Source organism: Bacillus sp. EB106-04-02-XG92 (assembly GCF_058791995.1).
Map to the genome: position 1 here is coordinate 70,901 of NZ_JBYTEA010000005.1, position 22,755 is coordinate 93,655.

General features: G+C 34.3%; 22 protein-coding genes. 6 read left to right on the forward strand and 16 right to left on the reverse strand.

Annotated elements, in window-relative coordinates:
- Positions 1–9: 9 nt before the first annotated feature.
- From AC3WVA_RS14220 to AC3WVA_RS14235, 4 genes are all read right to left on the reverse strand, one after another.
- Complete coding sequence (locus AC3WVA_RS14220; RefSeq protein WP_492322008.1) at positions 10–612, reverse strand: nitroreductase family protein; 603 nt, start codon at positions 610–612, stop codon at positions 10–12.
- 57 nt (positions 613–669) lie between these two features.
- Complete coding sequence (locus AC3WVA_RS14225; protein ID WP_098345615.1) at positions 670–1,320, reverse strand: DsbA family oxidoreductase; 651 nt, start codon at positions 1,318–1,320, stop codon at positions 670–672.
- Between the two features lie 71 nt (positions 1,321–1,391).
- Positions 1,392–1,823, reverse strand: a complete 432-nt coding sequence (locus AC3WVA_RS14230; RefSeq protein WP_098345614.1) for an Rrf2 family transcriptional regulator — start codon at positions 1,821–1,823, stop codon at positions 1,392–1,394.
- A 120-nt stretch (positions 1,824–1,943) separates the two neighbouring features.
- Positions 1,944–2,813: a LysR family transcriptional regulator gene (locus AC3WVA_RS14235; RefSeq protein ID WP_098345613.1), complete on the reverse strand. Its 870-nt coding sequence runs from the start codon at positions 2,811–2,813 to the stop codon at positions 1,944–1,946.
- Positions 2,814–2,910: 97 nt separating this feature from the next.
- Between AC3WVA_RS14235 and AC3WVA_RS14240 the strand changes: the two genes are divergently transcribed.
- On the forward strand, positions 2,911–3,816 hold the full coding sequence (locus tag AC3WVA_RS14240) for a DMT family transporter (protein ID WP_048527326.1): 906 nt from the start codon (positions 2,911–2,913) through the stop codon (positions 3,814–3,816).
- 42 nt (positions 3,817–3,858) lie between these two features.
- Here the strand turns inward: AC3WVA_RS14240 and AC3WVA_RS14245 are convergent, their stop codons facing one another.
- The 5 genes from AC3WVA_RS14245 to AC3WVA_RS14265 form a co-directional block, all read right to left on the reverse strand.
- Entirely contained in the window at positions 3,859–4,479 is a 621-nt protein-coding gene (locus AC3WVA_RS14245; protein ID WP_098345611.1) for a YcnI family copper-binding membrane protein, read from the reverse strand.
- Positions 4,480–4,513: 34 nt separating this feature from the next.
- Positions 4,514–6,163: a copper resistance CopC/CopD family protein gene (locus AC3WVA_RS14250; protein WP_141539457.1), complete on the reverse strand. Its 1,650-nt coding sequence runs from the start codon at positions 6,161–6,163 to the stop codon at positions 4,514–4,516.
- A gap of 331 nt (positions 6,164–6,494) precedes the next feature.
- On the reverse strand, positions 6,495–6,914 hold the full coding sequence (locus AC3WVA_RS14255; protein WP_000750833.1) for a VOC family protein: 420 nt from the start codon (positions 6,912–6,914) through the stop codon (positions 6,495–6,497).
- An 83-nt stretch (positions 6,915–6,997) separates the two neighbouring features.
- On the reverse strand, positions 6,998–8,353 hold the full coding sequence (gene brnQ, locus AC3WVA_RS14260) for a branched-chain amino acid transport system II carrier protein (protein ID WP_048527322.1): 1,356 nt from the start codon (positions 8,351–8,353) through the stop codon (positions 6,998–7,000).
- A gap of 235 nt (positions 8,354–8,588) precedes the next feature.
- A complete protein-coding gene (locus AC3WVA_RS14265; protein ID WP_048527321.1) occupies positions 8,589–9,281 on the reverse strand; it encodes an FMN-dependent NADH-azoreductase in 693 nt (230 codons plus the stop codon).
- Positions 9,282–9,576: 295 nt separating this feature from the next.
- Here AC3WVA_RS14265 and AC3WVA_RS14270 point away from each other — a divergent pair, with 295 nt between their 5' ends.
- A complete protein-coding gene (locus tag AC3WVA_RS14270; protein ID WP_098520192.1) occupies positions 9,577–10,542 on the forward strand; it encodes an arsenic resistance protein in 966 nt (321 codons plus the stop codon).
- Positions 10,543–10,667: 125 nt separating this feature from the next.
- On the opposite strand, the gene AC3WVA_RS14275 is transcribed toward AC3WVA_RS14270, so the two are convergent.
- Together AC3WVA_RS14275 and topB are read right to left on the reverse strand one after the other, a co-directional pair.
- Complete coding sequence (locus tag AC3WVA_RS14275; protein WP_492322009.1) at positions 10,668–11,915, reverse strand: DUF4153 domain-containing protein; 1,248 nt, start codon at positions 11,913–11,915, stop codon at positions 10,668–10,670.
- 269 nt (positions 11,916–12,184) lie between these two features.
- Positions 12,185–14,329 carry a DNA topoisomerase III gene (gene topB / locus AC3WVA_RS14280; protein WP_098520193.1) on the reverse strand — a complete coding sequence of 715 codons (2,145 nt, stop codon included), beginning with the start codon at positions 14,327–14,329 and terminating at the stop codon, positions 12,185–12,187.
- Between the two features lie 336 nt (positions 14,330–14,665).
- On the opposite strand from topB, the gene AC3WVA_RS14285 reads away from it, so the two are divergent.
- On the forward strand, positions 14,666–15,211 hold the full coding sequence (locus AC3WVA_RS14285) for a hypothetical protein (protein WP_098520194.1): 546 nt from the start codon (positions 14,666–14,668) through the stop codon (positions 15,209–15,211).
- A gap of 51 nt (positions 15,212–15,262) precedes the next feature.
- Here the strand turns inward: AC3WVA_RS14285 and AC3WVA_RS14290 are convergent, their stop codons facing one another.
- Complete coding sequence (locus AC3WVA_RS14290) at positions 15,263–16,903, reverse strand: multicopper oxidase family protein (protein WP_098520195.1); 1,641 nt, start codon at positions 16,901–16,903, stop codon at positions 15,263–15,265.
- A 118-nt stretch (positions 16,904–17,021) separates the two neighbouring features.
- A complete protein-coding gene (locus AC3WVA_RS14295; protein ID WP_098345605.1) occupies positions 17,022–18,305 on the reverse strand; it encodes an aminopeptidase P family protein in 1,284 nt (427 codons plus the stop codon).
- Positions 18,306–18,524: 219 nt separating this feature from the next.
- Between AC3WVA_RS14295 and AC3WVA_RS14300 the strand changes: the two genes are divergently transcribed.
- The gene (locus AC3WVA_RS14300) at positions 18,525–19,508 is read left to right on the forward strand and encodes a F510_1955 family glycosylhydrolase (RefSeq protein ID WP_098345604.1); all 984 of its coding nucleotides are present in this window, start codon (positions 18,525–18,527) and stop codon (positions 19,506–19,508) included.
- A gap of 15 nt (positions 19,509–19,523) precedes the next feature.
- Positions 19,524–20,243, forward strand: a complete 720-nt coding sequence (locus AC3WVA_RS14305) for an urease accessory protein UreH domain-containing protein (RefSeq protein ID WP_255294395.1) — start codon at positions 19,524–19,526, stop codon at positions 20,241–20,243.
- A 46-nt stretch (positions 20,244–20,289) separates the two neighbouring features.
- On the opposite strand, the gene AC3WVA_RS14310 is transcribed toward AC3WVA_RS14305, so the two are convergent.
- The gene (locus tag AC3WVA_RS14310; RefSeq protein WP_098345602.1) at positions 20,290–21,213 is read right to left on the reverse strand and encodes a hypothetical protein; all 924 of its coding nucleotides are present in this window, start codon (positions 21,211–21,213) and stop codon (positions 20,290–20,292) included.
- Positions 21,214–21,460: 247 nt separating this feature from the next.
- Between AC3WVA_RS14310 and AC3WVA_RS14315 the strand changes: the two genes are divergently transcribed.
- Complete coding sequence (locus AC3WVA_RS14315; protein ID WP_071757868.1) at positions 21,461–21,691, forward strand: DUF896 domain-containing protein; 231 nt, start codon at positions 21,461–21,463, stop codon at positions 21,689–21,691.
- A gap of 47 nt (positions 21,692–21,738) precedes the next feature.
- Here AC3WVA_RS14315 and AC3WVA_RS14320 read toward each other — a convergent pair whose 3' ends face one another.
- Both AC3WVA_RS14320 and AC3WVA_RS14325 read right to left on the reverse strand, forming a co-directional pair.
- Positions 21,739–22,218 (reverse strand): CcdC family protein, encoded by a 480-nt coding sequence (locus AC3WVA_RS14320; protein WP_071757867.1) that lies wholly within the window; start codon positions 22,216–22,218, stop codon positions 21,739–21,741.
- A 15-nt stretch (positions 22,219–22,233) separates the two neighbouring features.
- Positions 22,234–22,629 carry a DUF2871 domain-containing protein gene (locus tag AC3WVA_RS14325; RefSeq protein ID WP_098345601.1) on the reverse strand — a complete coding sequence of 132 codons (396 nt, stop codon included), beginning with the start codon at positions 22,627–22,629 and terminating at the stop codon, positions 22,234–22,236.
- Positions 22,630–22,755: the final 126 nt, after the last annotated feature.

Here is a 22,755-nt window from a genome sequence, read left to right on the forward strand (position 1 = left end):
TTAAATTTCTTAATAAAATTTCACTACATCTTCAGTAGGTAAAAATGTTCTTTCTCCTGGTTGTTCATTTGGCTCACCAAATGGCATTTGTCCTACTAAGTTCCACTCTGCTGGAATGTTCCAAGTTTCTTTCACTTCAGCATCTACGATTGGATTGTAGTGTTGCAGAGATGCGCCAATTCCTTCAGCTGATAATAACATCCATACTGTATGTTGTAACATTGCATTTCCTTGATGAGACCAGAATGGGAACTGATCTTTATATAATGGTGCATTTTCTTGCATTTTTTCTACTGTTGCTTGATCTTCAAAGAATAACACAGTCCCAACACCTGCATGGAAACCTTTTAATCTTTCTACAGTCGCTTCAAAGTTTTCTGCTGGTACGCGGGCTCTTAATGTTTCTTTAACAATATTCCAAAACTTTTCATGCTCTCCATCCATTAATACAACCATTCGGCCACTTTGCATATTGAAAGATGTTGGTGCGTGTAAAGCTGTTTTTAAAACTTCTTCAATTCTTTCTTTCGTAATTGCATCGTTTTTTGTTACTTTACGAATGGAACGACGGTTCACGATTGCTTCTTTTAAGTTTGTTGTAGTTGCTGACATGTTAATTCCTCCAAATATTTGTTTTATAATTTATTTTGTTATTTCATAACAAGTGAATTAGCAATATCCATCTGTATTACATTGCATGCCTTCAAATGAATTTGTTTTATCCTTTTCAATTTCTTTATCAATTACTCTTTGTAGCGTTTCTTTACTAGCAAGTCCTTGAATGACTTCATCTCCAATCATGACAGTTGGAACAGCCATAATATTCGCTTCATCATATGCGTGCTGAATTGCTTCTTGATGCTTTTCTTTATATTTACGAGTTACTAAAGCTTCTTTAAATTCAGCTTCAGGAAGGCCTACTTCTACCGCTAATTTTGTTAAAACATCAATATCTTCAATGTTTTGCTCTTCTTGGAAAAATGCTGTGAATACGCGGTGATGATACTCATTTCCAAGTCCACGTTCTTTCGCAAATTGACATCCTTCGAAAGCTAAATGTGTATATGGATGTGGAGAAACACGCGGCAAACGCATATCAATTCCTAACTTCTTCGCAGTTGGAAGAATGAAAGCATCCCATGAGCCTAATTTTTCCGGCTCATTCCATGGATCTATTTTTGAATATGGGCTTGGACGTAATTCAAATGGCATCCATTCAATCTCCACATCATTCTCTTTCGCTACTTCATCTAATGGACCTTTTGCTAAAAAACAAAATGGACATATAAAATCTGAGTATACTTTCATTTTTACAGTCATAACTTTTACACCTTACCTTTATCGTTGTAATCATTTAAGTTACATTAATAATAAAAAAATATAAATATGATTTAAGCATTCATTTTTTCTTGCAAAGTTTCAAACAACTGCCCCATCGTAATATTTCTCAAAACTTCTTCCATCGCAGATTGTGCTTGTATTAATATAACTTCTAATACAGCTTGAATATTTGCTCCAATTGGACAATCTGGATTCGGTTGCTCGTGAATATGAAATAGCTTGTCTTCTTCCACTACATTCACTGCATGATACACATCTAACAATGTGATTTCATGTAAATTCTTTAATAACCCCGCACCACCTGGACCGCGATTTACATATACAAAACCCGCTTGTTTCAAGTGCGACATGATTTTGCGAATGACTACTGGATTTGTGTTTACACTTTCAGCCATATAGTCTGAAGTACAAAGTGAAGATGGATTGTTTTTCAAAATAGATAAAATATGAACAGCTATAGAAAAGCGGCTACTAATTTTCATCGTGATCATCACCTCGATGTAATCATTATAGTTACAACAAATGGATAAGTCAATCCTTTTCATAGATTTTTTATAAGCAAATTAAAAAGTGTCCCATTAATATACATGAGACACCTCTTTTTACTCTGCAAATAGCGATTGAAATTCCTCTATAAATAGCTGCACAGCGATTGAAGAATCCTTTAATGAAGGAACAGCTAAAGCAATTTCTCTCCATACTTGTGGTTCCAATTCTCTCGTTTGCACATTCTGTGGTAAATTCGTTAAAGATAATTCAGCTAATATTGCAATACCTAGCCCTTCTTGAATCATGTTTAAAGCTGTAGTAACGGTTGATATTACATACTCAGCCCGAAGTGGTACGTTGGCTTGTTTAAACATATCAATAATGGGTGGCTCATATCCGCCCTTACATAGTATGATCGGTTCATTCTCTAAATCACTAATTGTAATAGCGTCCTTCTTACAAAGAGGATGATCATCTCTTAAGATAGCAACCATTTTCCCTTTCGTTAACGGAACAATCTCCATCTCTTTATTAGGCAAAATAACAATTCCTATATCAACAACCCTCGATACTAACCAATCTTCAACTTCTTGAATCGTTCCTTCACAAAGAACGACCTCTAAGTTCGGATACTTCTCCTTAAAATGGTTTATCATTTTCGGTAAGAAATGTGCAGAAGCACTCGGAAAACTCCCAATTCGAATCGTCCCCACTTCGTGCCCTTTCTCCATCGCAACTTCTTGTTCAATCTTCTCTACACCGTTCAAAATCTCTCTAATATGTACAAGAATTCTGTTTCCTACATCCGTAACGATTAGCCCTTTTCGTTTATCACGTATAAGAATAGTAACTCCTAACTCAGACTCAATACTTGAAATGGCATGACTGACTGCTGGCTGCGTCATATTTAACACCCGAGCCGCCTTCGTAAAACTACTTAACTCAACAGTTTTTATTAATACTTGCAGTTGTGTAATGGTCATAACTAATCACTTATACTCCTTATAAAAAAGATTCATTTTATTTATTACAGTCGATATCATATCATAGTGAAATGAATAACAACAAGGAGGTCTTACCGTGACACAGCTTTCTCGAACTAAGACGGCCATCATCCTTACCTTTCTCGTTTTCATGTGGGGAATCAATTGGCCTTTATCTAAGTTTGCCCTGCATTATACACCACCCGTTTTATTTGCAGGTGTTCGAACTTTAATTGGAGGATTCATTTTACTCCTGTTCGCATTACCGAAATACAAAGAGTTACACTTAAAAGAAACTTGGCATTTATACGTTATTTCTTCTTTACTTAACATCATTATATTTTACGGATTACAAACTGTAGGTCTTCAATATATGCCTGCTGGGTTATTTTCCGCCATCGTATTTCTACAACCTGTTTTACTCGGCATTTTCTCATGGATTTGGCTTGAAGAATCTATGTACGGGTTAAAAATTTTCGGGCTTGTTCTCGGATTTATTGGCGTAGGTGTTATTAGCTCTAGTAGTTTAACGGGACATATTTCTATTATCGGAATCCTTCTCGCATTAGGATGCGCGATTGGCTGGGCACTTGGCACAGTATTTATTAAGAAAACTGGGCACCGTGTTAATGCTATTTGGATGGTAACACTGCAGCTTATTATTGGCGGATTCTGCTTAATTGGATTTGGATCAGAGTTTGAAAGCTGGTCTAGTATCGCTTGGAGTATACCATTTGTTAGCGTACTACTCTTTATTTCATTCTTTGTTATTGCAATGGGATGGCTTGCATACTTTACTCTTGTTGGAGCTGGTGAAGCAAGTAAAGTTGGGGCTTATACATTTCTTATTCCACTAATCGCTATTATTGTAAGCTCAATTTTCTTACATGAAGCCATTACGATTAGCTTATTCATCGGACTATTATTTATTGTGGTGAGTATTTGTTTCGTAAATATAAAGCCGAAAACACTTGCTGTAAGGCAACAGGTTGAAGTGAAATAAATATGGGAAAGAGCCTACTGTTTGTAGGCTCTTTCCCATATTTTACTTTTTACGGCGCACTACAAAAACACACGCCCCTACCGACGATACAATCGCCAAAATAGATAGGGCAATTGCAATCAATTGCATATTACTAGTACCTTCATTCTTTTCTACATTAGACACTTCACCATGTTCTCCTGTTACTGACGTACCTTTTGCAATTGTAGTAAGTGAATGTGGTTTTTCAGCTTTTTCATCGCCTGTCCATTCAACAATTTCTCCGTCTTTATATTGTTGATATGCATCCCAAGCTATTTTTTGTTCTTTATCCGGGTTTTTAGCGACGAAAGTAAATCGCTGGAACTGACCAGGTAAAATCCCTTCTCCCGTTGCTTCCCATAATACAGTTTTCACTTTTCCAGTGTTATCTTTTTGCTCTTCCACTTTCCATCCTGGCACTGGTTCATACTGTTGGAACTCCACTCCAGACGGTATTTTCAGTGTAACCTTTGTCGTTGCTATATTCTTTTCAACTGGTACTTTTATCGTGTAAGTCTCCCAAGAACCAACGTCAGAAGTTGCTGGCTTTACAGTAACGTGCGCACTAACAGGTAACGAAAAAATTCCCATTGCAATAATTATTGCGATTATTGTTGTGCCAATTTTTTTTATACGTTTCATTTTCTATTAGCTCCTTTTTATTTATACCTTCTCTTTATCTGCCGCCTACTATAAATTTATAATCCGTATCAAAGCTATCAAGAGATTTGGTTAATCCGTGCACTTGTATATTCCAGTTTCCTATCATGTTAATATACATACCTTCCGCTTCATATTCTCCTGGTGAAACAGCGGAAACTTTAAATGAACCTTTTCCCATATTCATATCTAATGATTGGGTAGTTAAAATAATTTGCTCCATATCGGTAACAGGTTGTCCGTTCTCATCCTTTAAAGTAATATGGAATGTATTTTGTCCTACTTTATTAGGACTTACATGTAAAGTAAGTTCATATCCATTATCTAATTGTTTACTCTCTGTAAAAGGTCCAGTTGGAGGCATCGGCGGTGTTTGTACGTTTGTCATAAAAGCTACGATTATGAAAATGATGATTCCAATGATAAACTCTATTTTCACTGTAGCACCTAATCCTTGCTGCGCTCTCATTTTCCCTTTTACATAATGAACAATTCCCAATATCCCCATGAAAATGAATAAAAGTATCTTTGCTAATAAAGCTAATCCATACTTCGTATCAAATAACGAGTGGATTGTTGGAATAAAGAATGTACTGTTAAAAAGACCAGTTATTAAAATCACAATAACAGCACCTGTTGCCCACGGTGAAAAACGCTTAATCATATCCCAATACTTACTCCACTTGTCATCCTCTTTACGTAAAAGAAGAATAATGGATGATATACCACCAATCCATAATGAAGCTGCGAATAAATGCAGAAAATCCATAACGACAGCAATGTCTTTAAACTTTAAACCATATGCATGACTATTAAATGCTTTCATAACAAGTATCCCAATAAATAATACTATCGGAATGCTCCATACTTTAAACGACGACAACTTCTCACACTTCATCGCAAAATACGTAACAATTATAAGCAAACTAATAAGAACCATTTGAGTAATCCATACATATCCAAAAACAGAAAGCTGTAACGTTTCTTTTAATAGTAACGGATCGAATGCTTCTAGCCATGAAACATCTGCATTTATTTTCGCTTGCAATGGTAGATTGAATAGTAAACTAATGAATATACCAATTAATGAGATCCATATTATTTTTTTACTTCTTGATTGAACCGAGATTGCATTCCCTTTATACATAATAAGATTAAAGAACAGTACTCCTATAAATAGTGAGAAACTTGTATATAGAACTCCACGTTCCATAATCATGTCTATTTGCGGGACATACCCCATCTCTTCTACTTGTATATCGTCTGCTCCCGCTTCTGCTTCCCCAATTCGGAACGGAATAACCCCTTGAATAGGATGCCCATCAGCAGAAATCACTTTCCACTGAATAGAGTAGAGTCCGTCTTTCAAATTTTCTTTTAATCCTGCTTCTAATAACTTTTTCTTTTTCTTATCGATATGAGCATCTTTTAAATCTACTCTTGTACCTGATGTATCTCTTACAAACAATGTATTAAAATGTGAAACTTGTATATCCTCATCGAATTCAATTTTCACAACAGATGGTGCTTTCTTCAGTGTTTCATTTTCAGCAGGGTTTGATTTCACAATGTACGCATGAGCAGATGCACTTTTTGGTATCAATATAATAAGCACACATGCAATTAATAGCCATGCCCCTAACCTTCTCATTACTTTCACTCTCATTTCACTTCTTTCTTCTAAATCACTATATTCATTCCTTTAACTTTCCCAAGTTCAAATTCCAGGCTAAATATTAACCTGATTAAATATAAATTTCTATACAATATAACTCTTTATTTCTCCCTCACCTCTAAACTTCCAATACAATAGTAACTACTTTCACAGATACAACTTACATTTTTAAAGCCGATTGTTATTATATCATAAAATATATTTATGTAAGTTTCTGAAGAAGAAAAGTTATCGTGAATCATTTGTGAAGAAAGTGTGAAATACATAAATAAAAAAGGTATTACGTTATTACGCAATACCCTTCTTACATCATAAAATTTCTTTATTTCTCTTCCGGATAATCACAATACTCAATGATTGTTCCCTCTGTATCCGCTGGATTAAGATAAATTAATCTTCTACCGTGCTTATTAATTCGAAGTGTATGCTCTAACGTTCGAATACCTTGTTCTTTTAACTCTTCTAGGGCTACATCTAAATCATCGACACGATATGCAACGTGATGAACACCTTTACCTTTTTGTTTAATAAAGCGTGCTATTGGAGATGTCGTATTATTCGTAGGCGCCAGTAATTCAATTCTATCTCCATCCACTTCAAGAATGGCTACTTCACTTTCAACACCAGGAGCTTCACTTACGTAACGATCTATTAAAGTTCCTAACAACACCTTTTCATAAAAACGTATCGTACTATCTATATCTCGAACTGCGATGCCGATATGATCAATTGTTTTTTTCATTTTATTTCCCCTACTACTTTATTTTCTTTCATTATTAATAGTAACAAAAAAAGTTATAGAAACAAGTTCTATAACTTTTTTATTTAACCTATTTTCTTATTCGCACTAGCTGGTTGAACTTGATTTTTTGCTTTTAAAACGCTAATGCCATATCCAATAAATCCACCGATAATCGCCGGGAAGATCCATCCTAATCCTACTTCTTGCATCGGAAGGAATTTAGTGAACACTCGGCTTACTACTTCAATGTTAACTCCAGCTGCACTTAATCCATCGAATAAGCTGATGATAAATGTTACGATTAAGCTCACTTGATAAACTTCAGCTCTTCCTTTGAATAATGAATGGAAGAATGTTAAGAAAATCAATACGATTGCTAGTGGATAAATTGCTGTTAATACTGGAACAGAAACTGCGATTAATTGTGTTAATCCTACGTTTGCAACAATTGCACTAAATACACATAGTGTGATGGCAATCGCTTTGTAAGGGACATTTGGGAATAACTTATGGAAGAATGAAGAACATGCTGATACAAGTCCCACACTAGTTGTTAAACATGCTACTGTAATCATTAATCCTAATAATACTCCACCATATGATCCAAAATAGTAGTTAGAAACTTTCGCTAATACTTCTCCACCATTCTCTAAATGTCCAAGCTTTGCAACACTTGAAGCACCCATATAAGAAAGAGCTGTATAGATAATTGCTAAAATAGATGCTGCAATGATTGTCGCTTTTGCACAAACAATCATAATCTGTGTTTTCGTTTTCGCACCTTTTTCTTTAATTGCATTAATGATAATGATTCCAAATACGAATGATGCAAGCGTGTCCATTGTTAAGTATCCTTCTTGGAACCCTTTAAAGAATGCATGTGATGTATAAGCTTCCACTGGTGCTTGCATATCTCCAATCGGATTTATAAAAGCAACGATTACTAAAATACCAATGAAAGTTAACTTAATTGGCGTTAAGATTTTCCCAACAATATCGACAATTTTCGCAGGATTTAGCGAAAAAAAACAAGTGATGCTAAAGAATACAATTGTGAAAAGAATTAAAGGTGTAGAACCTAATCCTTCTGGCATAAACGGTTTAAGACCAATTTCATAAGAAACATTTCCTGTTCTTGGTATTGCAAATAACGGGCCAATCGCTAAGTATAAAACTGTTGTAAACACAATCCCGAACACTGGGTGAGCACGACTTGCTAATGACTGTAAATCATCTTTACCCGAAAAACCAAATGCTAGTACACCTAGTAATGGTAATCCGACACCCGTTACTAAAAATCCAGCATTAGCAATCCATACATTCTCTCCTGCCGATTGACCGAGCATTGCCGGGAATATTAAATTTCCTGCTCCAAAAAATAGTGCAAATAACATTAATCCAATAACTACTATGAACGAAAACGGTACTTTATTCGCCATAATATAACCCCCATTCAAATTTCCTTATCTCATTTTCCATTTTTAACTAATTGAATTTTCTGAATTTTTAATTCAACTATTAACTATTCTTGAACTCATTATAGTTTGCTATATAATATTTTGCAATACTATTTTCAAACTTTTCATTTATTTTATAAATATACATTTTTTAACATGGAAATAGACTAAAAAACCAACATAGTCATCCATGTTGGTTTTTTACATTTATTATCAATTAAAATTTCGCCGCTACTTTTTTAACGTTCTCTAAACCTTCTTCAACAATTTGTTGTGAACGATCTGGATATTGATTGTGCCCCTCAATTACAACAGTCTCTGGATTTGTAATTCCCCAGAACCCAAGTACATTCGTTACATAATTAACGGCCATTTCCATAGGAGCCATTTGTTCTGAGGAGTAATCTGAACCACGCGCACCTAATACAACAACTTTCTTATCGCCAGCTAAACCTTCTGGACCATTTGCTGTATATTTAAATGTTTTTCCAGCTTGAGATAAGTATGAAATATATGTGATTAATGGAGCTGGTACTGTGAAGTTCCATAGTGGGAACGCAAATACAACTTTATCAGCTTCTAAAAACTGGTTTAAATATTGATCTACCGTTGCTACAGCCTTCTCTTCTTCTCCTGTTAACTCCATTCCTTGGCTACGTTTATATCCACCTGAAATAGCGATATTTCCGTAATACGGAAGATCTAATGCGAATAAATCTAACTCCGTAATTTCTGTATTTGGGTTCGCTTCTTTATAAGCACTTACAAATGTTTCATACATTCTTGAACTAACTGCTTGCTCCGCTGGACGATCGTTTGCTTTTACAAATAATACTTTTGACATTGTTTTATTCCCCTCTAATTTTGTATTTTCTTCTTTTTTACCAAATAATGAGCTAAATAACCCCATTTTCTTCACCTAGACTTTCTTATCATATTCATTATTCATCATCATAAAAATTCTTATTCTAGTAAAAAGTTCCAATAGATACCTTAAGTACAAACACAAAAAACTTTTTGTTATTTAATTACCTTATGTAAGTGATTGTAATACAGTAACTTACTTTAGTCAAGTAACTTTAAATAAAAAATAATATCTCGAATCAAAAACAAAAAAAGCCCAATACAATTAAAATACCCATTGTAACTTTATTGTTTGTATAATGGATGTAGAGAGGCAATTCATATTTAGAAAGGATTTACTCATGAGCACTTTAGAAAAGATTCAAACTTTTATTATTCTTTTTGCTGTTACATGCGGCATCGTACTCGGACAATTTCATTTGATACATATGTATGCAGAGCAATTTATTGTCCCCTTCTTATTTTTCATGCTGTATGGATTATTCCTCAGCATCCCATTGAAAGAAATAAAAAATGGGTTCCGCAATTTAAAATTTGCAGGAACGAGCCTTACTATTAATTTTGTATGGACACCTTTACTCGCTTGGGGGTTAGGAGCACTATTTCTTTCTGATCATCCAGCACTTTGGGTTGGATTTATTATGTTAATGGTTACCCCTTGCACAGATTGGTACTTAATCTTTACTGAAATAGCAAAAGGAAATGTAGCACTTTCTACTGCAATTTTGCCTGTAAATTTAATATTGCAAGTACTACTCCTTCCCATTTATTTATTTTTATTTGCTGGTGTCATGAAGACTGTAGCGCTTTCTGTTTTAGTTGAAAGTATTGTTATCGTAATCGTTTTACCATTTGTACTTGCACACGCTACAAAATTCATTATGCATAAAATGAAAAAAGCTGAAACACTCGAAAATAAACTCATTCCTTTTTTCAGCTCTGCGCAAATTGTATTTTTAAGCTTAGCAATCGTAGCGATGTTTGCATCACAAGGTAAATATTTACTACAAAATATGAATGTCGTTTTCCTATTACTCATTCCTGTTATATTGTTCTTCATCATAAATTTTGCACTCGGACAATTTATCGGACGCATGATGAGTTTATCTTATAAAGATACAGTAAGTCTAAACTTAACAACTTTAGCAAGAAACTCGCCTGTTGCACTCGCTATTGCTGTAACAGCTTTTCCTGACGAACCTCTTATTGCACTTGCACTCGTTATTGGACCGTTGATTGAACTACCAGTACTTGCTTGTGTTTCACAGGTGTTGTTGTTTATTAAGAGAAAACAGCAGTATACATAATAAAAAACGTCCTAATTTGGGACGTTTTTTATTTTCGAGAAATTATAGAAGTAACGATAATTATCGGCTCTAAGGATTTTATGCGCTATAGAAAATTAACTTGTCGTTACATTAACAAAGTCTTTCTAATTAAACATTATAGGAAAAGTAAATATTACAAATGCTGCCCAAAGTCCGTATATTGGCAAATACTTCGTAACGGCATCTTGGATAGCTGTCGGTCCTGATTTGTTTTGTAGGAAACGCATATAGGAAAACATAATCCAAATGAGATTTGCCCAGATCAGTATGTTTACACCTAAAACAGCAAGTCTATTAGGTGTAATCCCGTAAGAAGAAAGTCTGAATACGATGGCTGACAATGCGACAGTGTCAATAATAAGTGCGAGAACAATTAAGGAAAAATTTATATAATCTGAAATGCTCTTTTTCTCGTCTGAATCACTCTCAACGATAGAAAATATAGTAACAGCCAATACACCAAGGAGTATTCCGTTGAAGGCCATTAGGAAATTACGGTCCAAGAATGGATTTTTCGCGACCCAAATTACCGTTATAAGGTAGATAAACAATGTGATCAGGACAAGCGGACTAAAAATTTTAGATATGTATGGTGTAATATTTTTAGCAAGTTTAAGATTCAATGATACTAAGTATGCAGCCACTACAGCGAGAGAGGCAGCTCCAAATAAAACAACATTACTAAAATAGAACTCTCCTATATCTAAGTCAACAAAGCTAAATAATCGCATGGTGAATACTGCTAGTACCATTCCGCTCACTGCCATGCTCGCGTAGAGAAGACCATATTCTAAATTAAATTTAATATACGCTAATCTTGTACTACCTTTTGAATATTCATTTCCCGTAAACGCAAGTCCCAATAAGACCCATAACAATATAGGAAGATGTAAATATGCAAGGATACTGCTGTCTTTATAATTTAATGGCAACATATTAAGATACAACCCAGCAATTAGGAACAACGCTGCAAGGAAATAAATAATACTTTTTTTCGGAGTATTATTGTAAATAAAATAAGCAGCGATAAAGGGAATTACACCAAAAGCCAAGTTAATTGGAGCAATTGCTTCCTGTTCGACAAAGTGGAAAATTATTCTTGTGCTTAGGCCAGCTAGAATTGCTAACATGCCCATGAATAAGAAACCTTTTTGAAACAACGATACTTTTTCTTTCTTTGCCGCCTCCTTGAAATGCAATCTTTCATACCAAGCAGCTAGAACCTGAGAATCAGGTTTTTCATCCCATGCTTGTGAGAATGACTTTTTAAAAGCTTTCGGGTCTTTTCTATACATTCTCTCCAACTCATGAGGGTTATCCATATTTTCAATAATCAAATTGTGATTGTTCATAGTTTTACCTCCTCTAATAAAAAACAGCGGTGTTATCTTTCTATAAAAAGCACCTCACTGATTTATTATGATATTGATTTTAATACACATTTTATTGTTTTACAATAAATAATTATCAATTATAAAGATTTTTTTATTGTATATTTTATTTTAAATAAAAATATATAGTACTACTTATTCAAAAAAATATCCTATAGAATAGACTTTTTTTAAGTGTCTATTCTATAGGATACAGTTTAATTATCATATTTTTTATTTGCTGAAACAACTTAATTCTCAAACACAAAATTAATCTTATTATCTTTCCACTCTAACTTCGCATCAAATGTTTTCTCGCCTTTTTTAAAGCCTTTAATTAAATCGGTCTTTTCACCTTTTAAGAGCTTTGTCATATTCTTTTGCGAAATTGTTTTACTTAAAATCTTCTTCGAGATAGTAAAATCACATTGCGTTGTATTGTAGTTAGAACAACCGTAAAACGTTGACTTATCAATCACATCGCCATCGCATTTTTTACAACTACCAACCTTTTTACCAGTTGTAAATTTCGATCCTTTTCGCTCAATCGATTCAACATGTAATCCAGTGAAATCCCATTTCTCTGACATTTCCACTGCATCTTCAATAATTTTAGCTGATAACTTTTTCGTTTGTTCCATAAATGTAGCTGGTGATGCTGTGCCTTCGCCGATTTCCGCAAGACGCTGCTCCCATTTCGCTGTCATTTCTGGTGAAGCTAATATTTTGTCTCCGATTGCGGTAATTAATACTTTCCCTTTATCGGTTGCATACACTTGGTTCTTCTTCACATCTATATATTTACGGTCTTTTAGCATCGTAATAATTCCAGCGCGCGTTGCCTCAGTACCTAAACCTTCTGTTTTCTTTAATACTTTCTCCAGCTCTTCATTCTCTAAATACTTACCAGCTGTTTTCATTAACGTAATAAGCTGTCCTTCTGTATAACGCTTCGGTGGTTGTGTTTTTCCTTCTTTCACTTTCACCTTTACAACTTTTCCTACTTCACCTTCAGCTACAATTGGAAGAATGGTTTCGTCATCTTTATCGTCTTGGAAAATAACTTTACGCCATCCTTCTTGAATTTGCTGTTTTCCTTTTGAAATGAATTCAGCACGTTCATCTACAAGCGTTACAATCGTTGTATAGTCAAAGATTGCAACTTCATAGTGAGCTGCAATGAGTCTTCTTACGACCATATCGTAAATTTTCTTTTCATCACCTGATAATCTGCTTGGATTTGTAACTTGCTCTGTCGGAATAATGGCGTAGTGATCTGTTACTTTCTTTTCATTCACATAACGCTTATTGTTCATAATCGATTCAACCGGAGCTGGTAATAAACCTTTATATTCATCAAATTGACTTAACTTCTGTAAAATATCAGGGAATGTCGCTGCTTCACCTTGTGTCACATAGTTGGAATCTGAACGAGGATAAGAAACAATCCCTTTTTGGTACAATGCTTGCGTTATATCCAGCGTCTTTTTCGGTGAAAATTTGAGTGCTTTATTTGCCGTTGCTTGTAGTGATGATAAGTTAAATAAAAGCGGCGGCTGAAACTCTTTACGCTCCGTTTTCATCTCTTTTACTACAGCCGGTTTCCCTTGACAAAATGCCGCAATTTTATTCGCCATATCAGGGTCTTTTAAACGGGATTCATTATCCTTTTCCCATTTCCCGTCATATTTCTTTCCTTCTATATTAAAGGTTGCGAACACTTCCCAAAAAGGTTCTGACTTAAAGTTTTCAATTTCTTTCTCTCGCTTTACGATCAATGCGAGTGTCGGTGTTTGTACACGACCGGCTGAAAATACATCGTTCATTCCTTTTTTCTTTAGCAAAATACTAAAGACACGCGATGCATTCATACCAACGACCCAATCGGCGCAAGATCTTGTATATGCTTCGTAATACGTATTGATTGTATCTGATTCATCTAGTAAATTTTTAAAACCTTGATAAATAGCTTGCTTCGTTAAAGATGAAATCCAAAGACGTTTCATCGGCTTCTGTACGTTACAAAGGTTAATTATATTCCGTACAATCAATTCCCCTTCACGCCCAGCATCGCCCGCGTGAATAATTTCTGTTACCTGTGGATTATGTAACAGCTGTTTCACAACGTTAAATTGCTTATACTTTGATTTTGTTACTTCAAATTGAAAACGCTCTGGAATCATAGGTAACGTATCAAGTGACCATTTTTTCCACTCTGCGTGATAATGTTCTGGATTACATAACTGCGTCAAATGACCAATTGCCCATGTACAGTACGCTCCATTTGGAAATAACTCATTCGCTTCTACTTCTAAATATCCATCTTTCCGGCGATATTTAAATTGTGAAACAAGAGCCAAACCTTGATCTGGTTTCTCGGCAATAATTAATTTCATTGTATAACTCCCTATCTGTATTCCAGTGTTACTTTCATTGTCTATCTGTTTAGAGGCGATGATAAAACAACAATCTTATTTATCATTCGCGGGTTACTCCCCATAATGGGATAACTATAATATTATACGCTTATTCTTTATGGCTTCACAATAGAAACTCTTCATTTAACTCTTACATTCACATGCTCATAATTAAAAAGCCGTCCCCCAAAAAATCACAAGCCTTCTTGCTTACCTTTATGGAAATTGTGCAGATAATATGCAGATATAAATAAGCATAAGTACTCTCCATATGAACATATGATGAAATGAATGATAAGACAAGGAGGTATCATAATGTTCACTTACACATTAACCGCCTTAACACTTTGTTGTATCTCGATTCTTATTACATCATATATGTCTAAACGTAAGGGTACCCTAATGGAGTATATGGTATTTATTATGTCTTTTAGTATGAGTATCGGTTTAAGTATCGGGTTTTATTTAGGTATTCTTTTTAAAGGTGAATTACTATATTCTACTTTGCTTGCTATTTTGATTAGTGGTTGTATCGGTTTTTTAGTCGGTCTACGGTTTCACCTATTTACTGCTTTAGAAGGAATGTTCTCTGGATTAATGGCCAGTATGATGGGAGCAATGATTACAGAAATGTTAAACGCTCAACAAGCTCATAGTATACTGTTTATTAGCCTTTTACTTACGATAACAATAACTATGTCATGTATAATTCAACTTTTATCAGAAACTTTTTCTGCTTTTATCCAAAGGCGTTTTTTATTATTACTTTCAATTAGTGTAGTAATTATCGTTGCCGTATTCGTGACATTCCCAGATCATACTCCTCCACCTTCAATCGGGCATGATCAACATATACATTGATACTTGCACCGAAATTGAATAAGCAGCTATCCATAGGATAACTGCTTCATCTTATTCTGGCTTATTAGGAATGTTTGGATTTGGAATATAGTCAGATTTATAGTCTGTATATTTCACCTCTGTTACCATCCCCGCTGAAGCATGGTGTAAATCATGACAGTGGAACATCCAATCACCCGGATTGTCTGCTACAAAGGCTACTTCATATTCTTCTCCTGGTTTTAAGTTCAATGTATCTTTCACAATTGGCGAACCTTCTATCGGTTTTCCATCTTTACTCAACACCTGGAAGAAGTGACCGTGTAAATGCATCGGATGATCGTCCATTTTAGAACGATTTACCAATTTCACTTTAACTAAATCACCCTTTTTCACTGGAATTGGATCAATATCTGGAAATACCTTTCCGTTAATTGTATATACCATTTCATTTCCATTCATTTGCGTATTTAAGTCCATATTATATGTGGTCGTATACTGCTGATTTAACGTGAAACCACCTAGTTTTTTAGCACCATATGTCGTCATATCTAATTTCGATAATTTTTCTTTTTCATCTGCTTTATCTTTCATCTCTTTGCTGCCATCATATTCAATTACAGCTTTCATTTCTTTTGCACCTTTATTTGCTGAATGGTCTTCAACATACCATTTCCCAGGATTATTAGCAGTAAATTCAATATCATAACGTTCACCAGGTGCGATTGAAATGACTTGATCCCTTATAACTTTTGGATCGTTTATTGGTTGACCATCTGTCGCAATTACTTTTATATCATGACCGTGAACATGTATATTATGTGATAAATAACCAGCATTAACGAGTCGCAGACGAACTTTATCCCCCTTATTCACTTTTAACGGTTCTACTAAATCCCCGCTTTTACCATTAATTGTGAATAAATCATACATACTCATATCATGACCTTCCATCTTCATATTTCCATGGTCCATTCCTGCCATATTGCCAGAGTCTTTTTTACCACTGCCCATGTCCATACTAGAATGATCCATAGCGTTCTTATTATCATTCTTTTTCGTATTTTCATTATCCTTAGATTTATTACCTATTTGCCCTTTTGTCATTTCTTTTAACTGATTATTAATTTCTTCTTTATCTGTTACCCATTCATCTAACATTAATGTGTAATCTTTATCATACTTTTCATTTGTAGCTTCTACAATAAGCGCTCCATACAAACCTCTGTCTAATTGATTTACAGAATCTTGATGTGAGTGATACCAATACGTTCCTGGGACGTTCGCTTCAAACTCGTAGGTGAAACTTTTTCCAGGTTCAACTGCATCTTGCGTCACACCTGGAATTCCATCCATATTATTTGGGACAGGATACCCATGCCAATGAATAGACACTGGTGCAGATAGTTCATTTTTTAATGTCACTTTCACCTTTTCGCCTTTTTTCACCCGAATTTCCGGACCAGGAGATGAACCATTAAATGTCCAGACCGGAACAATAACACCATTACTTAATTTTTGCTTTTCTTCTTTCGCTATTAAAGTAACTTCTGGTCCTTTTTCAACTTTCAATGGTTTTGTAGCTGTTTCAGTCTGGGTTATTTTTTTATCATTCATATTTTTAGGATCGTTTGTTGTATTTGTGGTCGCAGAACATGCAGAAATTAAAGATATGACAGAGACTGTAACTGCTGTTAATACAAATCGCTTCATGGAAAGCCCCTCCTTTTTCTTTTTCATAATCATTATAAAAAATGACTTTCAAGAAAATATGGAGATATGCAATGAACCAAATAAAAAGACGCCCAAAATTGAGCGCCTCTACTTTTGATTATTTCGTAACTACTTCATCTTCTTTTACATTCACATTATTTTCTCTCATAAACGCTTCAATCTCTTCAACTTCTCTAATGATATCTTTTGACAAGTTTTCATGTCCGTCTTTCGTTACAAGAATATCATCTTCAATACGAATTCCAATTGATTCTTCTTCAATATAAAGACCAGGTTCAATTGTTATAACCATCCCTTCTTCTAGCACTCTATCTTTATATGTTCCTACATCATGCGTGTCTAAACCAAGGAAATGGCTGACACCGTGATAATAGTATTTTGATAACTCTTCGTCTTCTTGAATTAAACCAATTGCTTTACACTCTTCTGCTAGTACCTTTTTTGTATGCTCATTTAATGCAGCAAACTTTACTCCTGGCTTAATGAGCTCTGTTGTTTCTTTCAATGCTTTTAATACAATATTATACATTTGTTTTTGGCGACTAGAGAATGTTCCATTTGCCGGGAATGTATAACTAATATCGGCATTATAGTAATCTTTTTGAGCGCCTAAATCTAGCAGTACTAAATCACCATTTTGAATTTGTGCATCATTATCTTCATAATGAAGAACTGTAGCATTTTTCCCACTTGCCAAAATTGTATTGAACGCATGATGTTTAATGCCAGATGACTTCAGTGTGAAATCAAACTGAGCTTCTAATTCATACTCCATCATGTCAGCTTTTGCATGCTTAAGTACGTTGTAAATACCCTCTTTTGTTACAGCAATCGCTTCTTTAATGATTTCAATTTCTTCTTCTGTTTTAAACACCCGTAATTCACAAATATTCGGATATACATTACCAATTAAAACGTGTGGATACTGTTCTCTTACATGTTTAGCAAATGCTAGCGTTTTTGTCTCCGTACCATTCCACTCACGACGCTCTAAATCTAAATAAAGATGCTTCACATTTTCAGTGAAAAGTATATTTGACATCGTCTTTTCAAAGCTATCTAAATATACAACTTTCTTTATACCTGAAGTTTTCTCTGCTTCCTCGTTAGAAACTGTTTTACCGACCCATTTTTCCATTACTGGATCTGACTTTTCAATGAAAAGTGTTTCTTCTACACTACCTCCAACCTTCTTCAACATGAAAATAACATTTGGTTCATCGATCCCTGTAACATAGTAAAAGTTTCGATTCGGCACAAATTTATAATGTGCATCCGCTGACATATGAGGTGCTTGTCCAGCAAATAAAATAGTAATAGATTCATCTGGTAATGTGTTTACTAATCGTTCTCTATTTTGAGCAAAAAATGTTGATTTCATAATAATCCCCCTAGCGTTCTATGTATGATTAAAAAACTAATGATCTAATCAATTCATTTTATTATTGTTACAATTTTTCGTCAATTAATAGTACTCATAGAAAAAGGAAAATCACCCTTACTAGTGCCCCTCTAATCTACATTATGCATACCACTCCACAATTTCTTGACATTTATTCCATATACTTAAAATCTCATATATAGGAAAGGAGCCACAACTTTGAAACATTATGTAGCAACAGGGTTAGCAATTACTTCCTTATTCATAATTACTGGATGTTCTAGCAACACCGAAACAGCACCCGTGAAGAAAGAAACGGTGCAATCTGAGTCAAAAAATATAGAAACAGCAAATACGAGTCCGCAAGACTTCTATAAAGAAATTACATCTGGAAAAATCGAGCACATTCACGGAATTGGCTATGCAGGAAATATGTCTGGGGTTTCTATCGCCACTCATAGCGGAATAAAAGTTTATCAAAATGGAAAATGGCTTGAAACTAAGACTGGATTACATGATTATATGGGGTTTCAGGCAACGAAGAACGGGTTCTTTGCCAGCGGCCATCCTGAACCAGGTGCAAATTTAAAAAATCCTTTAGGATTAATGAAAAGTTCTGATGGTGGTAATACCCTTGAAAAGCTAGCTTTTTACGGAGAATCTGATTTTCATAACCTTGCTGTCGGATATAATACAGAAGCAATTTATTTATACAATGAGCGTCCTAATTCTAAATTGCAACAAGGTTTTTATTTCAGTACGAACAACGGACAAGATTGGAAAAATAGTAAGTTAAAAGGTCTTTCAAGTACAATTCATTCCTTTTCCGTACACCCTGATCAATTTAGTGTAGTCGCGGTAAGTGCTAAAAACGGTGTTTACTTATCTACAGATTACGGAAATACATTTGAACCATTCTCTACATCACTTGAATCGACAGCAGTTACATTAAGTAATGAAGATGTTTTTTACGCCCCTATCAATAAGCAAATGATAACGAAGAAATCAATTGCTACAAATGAAGAGACAAACATACAAATTCCACCTTTAGATTCTAAAGATGCAATTATGTACATTTCACAAAACCCTCAAAATTCAGCTGAAATAGTATTTGCTACAATGAAAGCAAATGTGTTCCTTTCTACAGATGAGGGGGAAAATTGGAAGCAGATTACGAAAGAAGGAGCATTTCAATTTAATTAGAAAGGTGAATATAACGTGTTTTCAACAATTAGCGAGTGGAGTTATCAACTCATGTCTCCTTTAATGGATGTCGCGAATGCTACGAAATCAATTCCTCTTTTATTTGCATTTTTATTAGGCATTGTAGGTACCCTTGCTCCTTGCCAATTAACAGGAAACATTAGCGCTATTACACTTTACGGGAATCAATCTTTACAAAAGGGACATGCATGGAAACATATATTGTTATTCATTTTAGGAAAAATAATAGCTTTTACGACACTTGGACTATTAGTATGGTTTTTAGGAAAAGAGATTCAGCAAATATTAACTTTGTATTTCCCATGGTTACGAAAAATAATTGGACCTTTATTAATTTTAATGGGGCTAATGTTGGCAGGTATTATAAAAGGGAGAAGTTTCTTCTCAATCAAATTTATACGAAAACAAAATGAGATTGGCTCATTTTTACTTGGATTCTTCTTTTCCTTAGCTTTCTGTCCGACTATGTTCGTTCTATTTTTCGGAACGTTAATCCCTTTATCTTTCTCATATAATTATGGTTACTTGTTTCCGACATTCTTTTCGATAGGAACTGCTCTCCCTATCGTTATATTAATGTTCATCATCTCCTATCTTGGATTAAATGGAGCACTACTTAAAAAGAGCCGAAAAATAGGAAAACACATTCAACTTATAGCAGGGATACTACTCATTTTAGTTGGAATTTATGATATATCCTTATATTGGGTATAAATATAAAAGGTAAGTTCAAGTGATTTGAACTTACCTTTTTTACAAATTATATTTCACTCTTCTGCATGCCCTTTTGCTTCATCTCCCACTTCTTATACAATAGTACTGCACCAAATAAAAATACCCCTGCAATGAATGAACCTACTGGTAACATTTTTATCATTTCATCAGGAAATACGAGCGGTAATAATGGAAATGCATACGCTGCTGGAATACGTACTCCAACAATTTTTAATAAAATAAGCATTACTATCATATTGAATAAAGTAACTACAATCCATGAATCAATCGCAAAGTACAATAACGTTCCAACAGTTGCCGATATAGTTAATACCACGATCTGCTTAAACGCCATTTTCTCATTGTACATCGGTTTTTGAAGTGATTCATACACAACGACTAGAATTGGCGGAATAACCGCTAATTGTTCATAACCAGTTATCCAACATAAACTGATCCATACAAAATTTAAAAATAAAAATACAACCATATATTTATATTGGATTTTAACTTTTCTCTCAATACCATTATTCAATTTAAAAATAAGAACACCAATCATTAAAATAAATGTCAAAACGAAGACTGCGATAACAAATGACCATTCCGTCGCATTTGTTACTAATGGTAATAAGCCAGTCGCAATAGATGGTGCTAAATTAGATTGAATTACACGTAAAAATAGCATCATCAGTACAAGTGTTATGCTTACTTTCCCTAAATAGGCTATTTCCATTTGATTCACCATAAAACCAATTACAGCTGTTATTGACGGTGCAATAAAGATTTTTTCTGGTTGTCTTAACCAACCTGGCTCACGATACACCCATAAAGCAATTGCCATTGCTGCTATTTCCGGCAAAATGACTTCCGGGTCATTTAATAAAACACCTGCTGTTACCATTGCTAAAATAAATAAAATAGCAATCGTATATGAGATGATTGTTTCTCTCTTTGAAATTGCTGCATTCATTCATACATACTCCTTTTTGCTTGTTACTTTCATAATAAAAAATAACACTTTTATATACCCTACTAAGGTATTGTATATTAGCATCTTTTCTATTTCAAGTATTTGTAGTTTTTTTCATTTTTTATCCCCACATACACTTACAAAACAAGACATGTTTATAAGCATTGACACTTATAAAAAGATACGTTACAATAACTATACATTAGTAAGTAACTAATGTAATTAATTAAAACTAGAGGTGAAACAAATGAAAAACATTTTATTCCGTATTAACGAATTATCAAAAAAAGAGAAAACATCTGGATTAACAGTTGATGAAAAACAAGAACAACAAATGTTGCGTCAAAACTATACAAAAACATTTCGTGGAAGCTTAGATTCCATTTTATTAAACACAAAAATTGTGGATCAAAATGGTCATAACGTTACACCAGCCGCATTACAAGATGCTCAAATACGTTTAAAATTAAGCAAATGAGTTCCGAGCTAAAGAATTTCAATAAAACATAAACAGAGCTGGATTTCCTATATAGAAATTCCAGCTCTGTTTATTGTCTTTTCTAATTTAGTAAACGAGCGATACATCGCAACTCTCCACGACACAATCATCGCAAATGCGAGTAAGAAAAACATTCCGCTTAACTCTGCCAAATCAATTGATTGGCTTAAATATGATTTTAACGCCACTCGTACAGCTAATAATCCGACTAAAATAAATATGAATGCTTTTGACGGTTTCATATATATATGTTCATTTCTCATTTCAAACTTCGTTGTTTTAATAAGAAATATAGAGAAAATAAGTCCTATGCCAATCGCCTCTATCATTTCTAACGACGTTAATCGAAACTCTGGTAAGAAGTACATCATTGCGCCAGTACTCATAAAAATTGGCGGTAATATAATTTTCTTTTTCGTTACCGGTTTCTTCGCTGCTTTAAAGCGAAGAAACATTACCCCAACAGCCATACAAACTGCTACAATACTTGATAAAAGTGCTATCATCCTCTCCACTCCTATCTATTTAACAGACTTTTTGAGTAAAATCATAAACCAAACGAGCCCGATACTTATAATAACGTGACCTAATCCAGCCATGTGGCTTAAACCGTTAAAGTCAGTTCCATTTACTTGTAGAAGTCCTCTCCATAGCATTGTAGCAATAGTAAAAATTAATCCTACATTATAAACTACAAACCATGCACGAAAGCTCTTTGTTTCTTGTACATGAAATACTTTAAATAGACCCAAAGCGATTAAAAAGAAGACGAAACCAAGTATTAACACATGTGTATGCACCAATTGCAACATTGTGGACCCTTTAATTCCTTGTGCTTTCGAATACTCTCTGGCAAATACTCCTGATAATAAACCGATAATTAAGTAGCTGAATGCTGCGTTATATAATTTCTTCATTTTATTCCTCCTGTTGTAAACTTTCCATATTCGCTGCAATCATTTTACGGAAAGTTTATGAACGGAATATGAACAAAATATTACATTCAACTTTCGAAAATAAAAAAACCATTCCACAATTCATAT

Excerpts from the sequence above, each read along its gene's own strand:
- AC3WVA_RS14220 (WP_492322008.1), bottom strand. The coding sequence starts at position 612 with ATGTCAGCAACTACAACAAACTTAAAAGAAGCAATCGTGAACCGTCGT.
- AC3WVA_RS14225 (WP_098345615.1), bottom strand. The coding sequence starts at position 1,320 with ATGACTGTAAAAATGAAAGTATACTCAGATTTTATATGTCCATTTTGT.
- AC3WVA_RS14230 (WP_098345614.1), bottom strand. The coding sequence starts at position 1,823 with ATGAAAATTAGTAGCCGCTTTTCTATAGCTGTTCATATTTTATCTATT.
- AC3WVA_RS14235 (WP_098345613.1), bottom strand. The coding sequence starts at position 2,813 with ATGACCATTACACAACTGCAAGTATTAATAAAAACTGTTGAGTTAAGT.
- AC3WVA_RS14245 (WP_098345611.1), bottom strand. The coding sequence starts at position 4,479 with ATGAAACGTATAAAAAAAATTGGCACAACAATAATCGCAATAATTATT.
- AC3WVA_RS14250 (WP_141539457.1), bottom strand. The coding sequence starts at position 6,163 with ATGAGAGTGAAAGTAATGAGAAGGTTAGGGGCATGGCTATTAATTGCA.
- AC3WVA_RS14255 (WP_000750833.1), bottom strand. The coding sequence starts at position 6,914 with ATGAAAAAAACAATTGATCATATCGGCATCGCAGTTCGAGATATAGAT.
- brnQ (WP_048527322.1), bottom strand. The coding sequence starts at position 8,353 with ATGGCGAATAAAGTACCGTTTTCGTTCATAGTAGTTATTGGATTAATG.
- AC3WVA_RS14265 (WP_048527321.1), bottom strand. The coding sequence starts at position 9,281 with ATGGGGTTATTTAGCTCATTATTTGGTAAAAAAGAAGAAAATACAAAA.
- AC3WVA_RS14270 (WP_098520192.1), top strand. The coding sequence starts at position 9,577 with ATGAGCACTTTAGAAAAGATTCAAACTTTTATTATTCTTTTTGCTGTT.
- AC3WVA_RS14275 (WP_492322009.1), bottom strand. The coding sequence starts at position 11,915 with ATGAACAATCACAATTTGATTATTGAAAATATGGATAACCCTCATGAG.
- topB (WP_098520193.1), bottom strand. The coding sequence starts at position 14,329 with ATGAAATTAATTATTGCCGAGAAACCAGATCAAGGTTTGGCTCTTGTT.
- AC3WVA_RS14285 (WP_098520194.1), top strand. The coding sequence starts at position 14,666 with ATGTTCACTTACACATTAACCGCCTTAACACTTTGTTGTATCTCGATT.
- AC3WVA_RS14290 (WP_098520195.1), bottom strand. The coding sequence starts at position 16,903 with ATGAAGCGATTTGTATTAACAGCAGTTACAGTCTCTGTCATATCTTTA.
- AC3WVA_RS14295 (WP_098345605.1), bottom strand. The coding sequence starts at position 18,305 with ATGAAATCAACATTTTTTGCTCAAAATAGAGAACGATTAGTAAACACA.
- AC3WVA_RS14310 (WP_098345602.1), bottom strand. The coding sequence starts at position 21,213 with ATGAATGCAGCAATTTCAAAGAGAGAAACAATCATCTCATATACGATT.
- AC3WVA_RS14315 (WP_071757868.1), top strand. The coding sequence starts at position 21,461 with ATGAAAAACATTTTATTCCGTATTAACGAATTATCAAAAAAAGAGAAA.
- AC3WVA_RS14320 (WP_071757867.1), bottom strand. The coding sequence starts at position 22,218 with ATGATAGCACTTTTATCAAGTATTGTAGCAGTTTGTATGGCTGTTGGG.
- AC3WVA_RS14325 (WP_098345601.1), bottom strand. The coding sequence starts at position 22,629 with ATGAAGAAATTATATAACGCAGCATTCAGCTACTTAATTATCGGTTTA.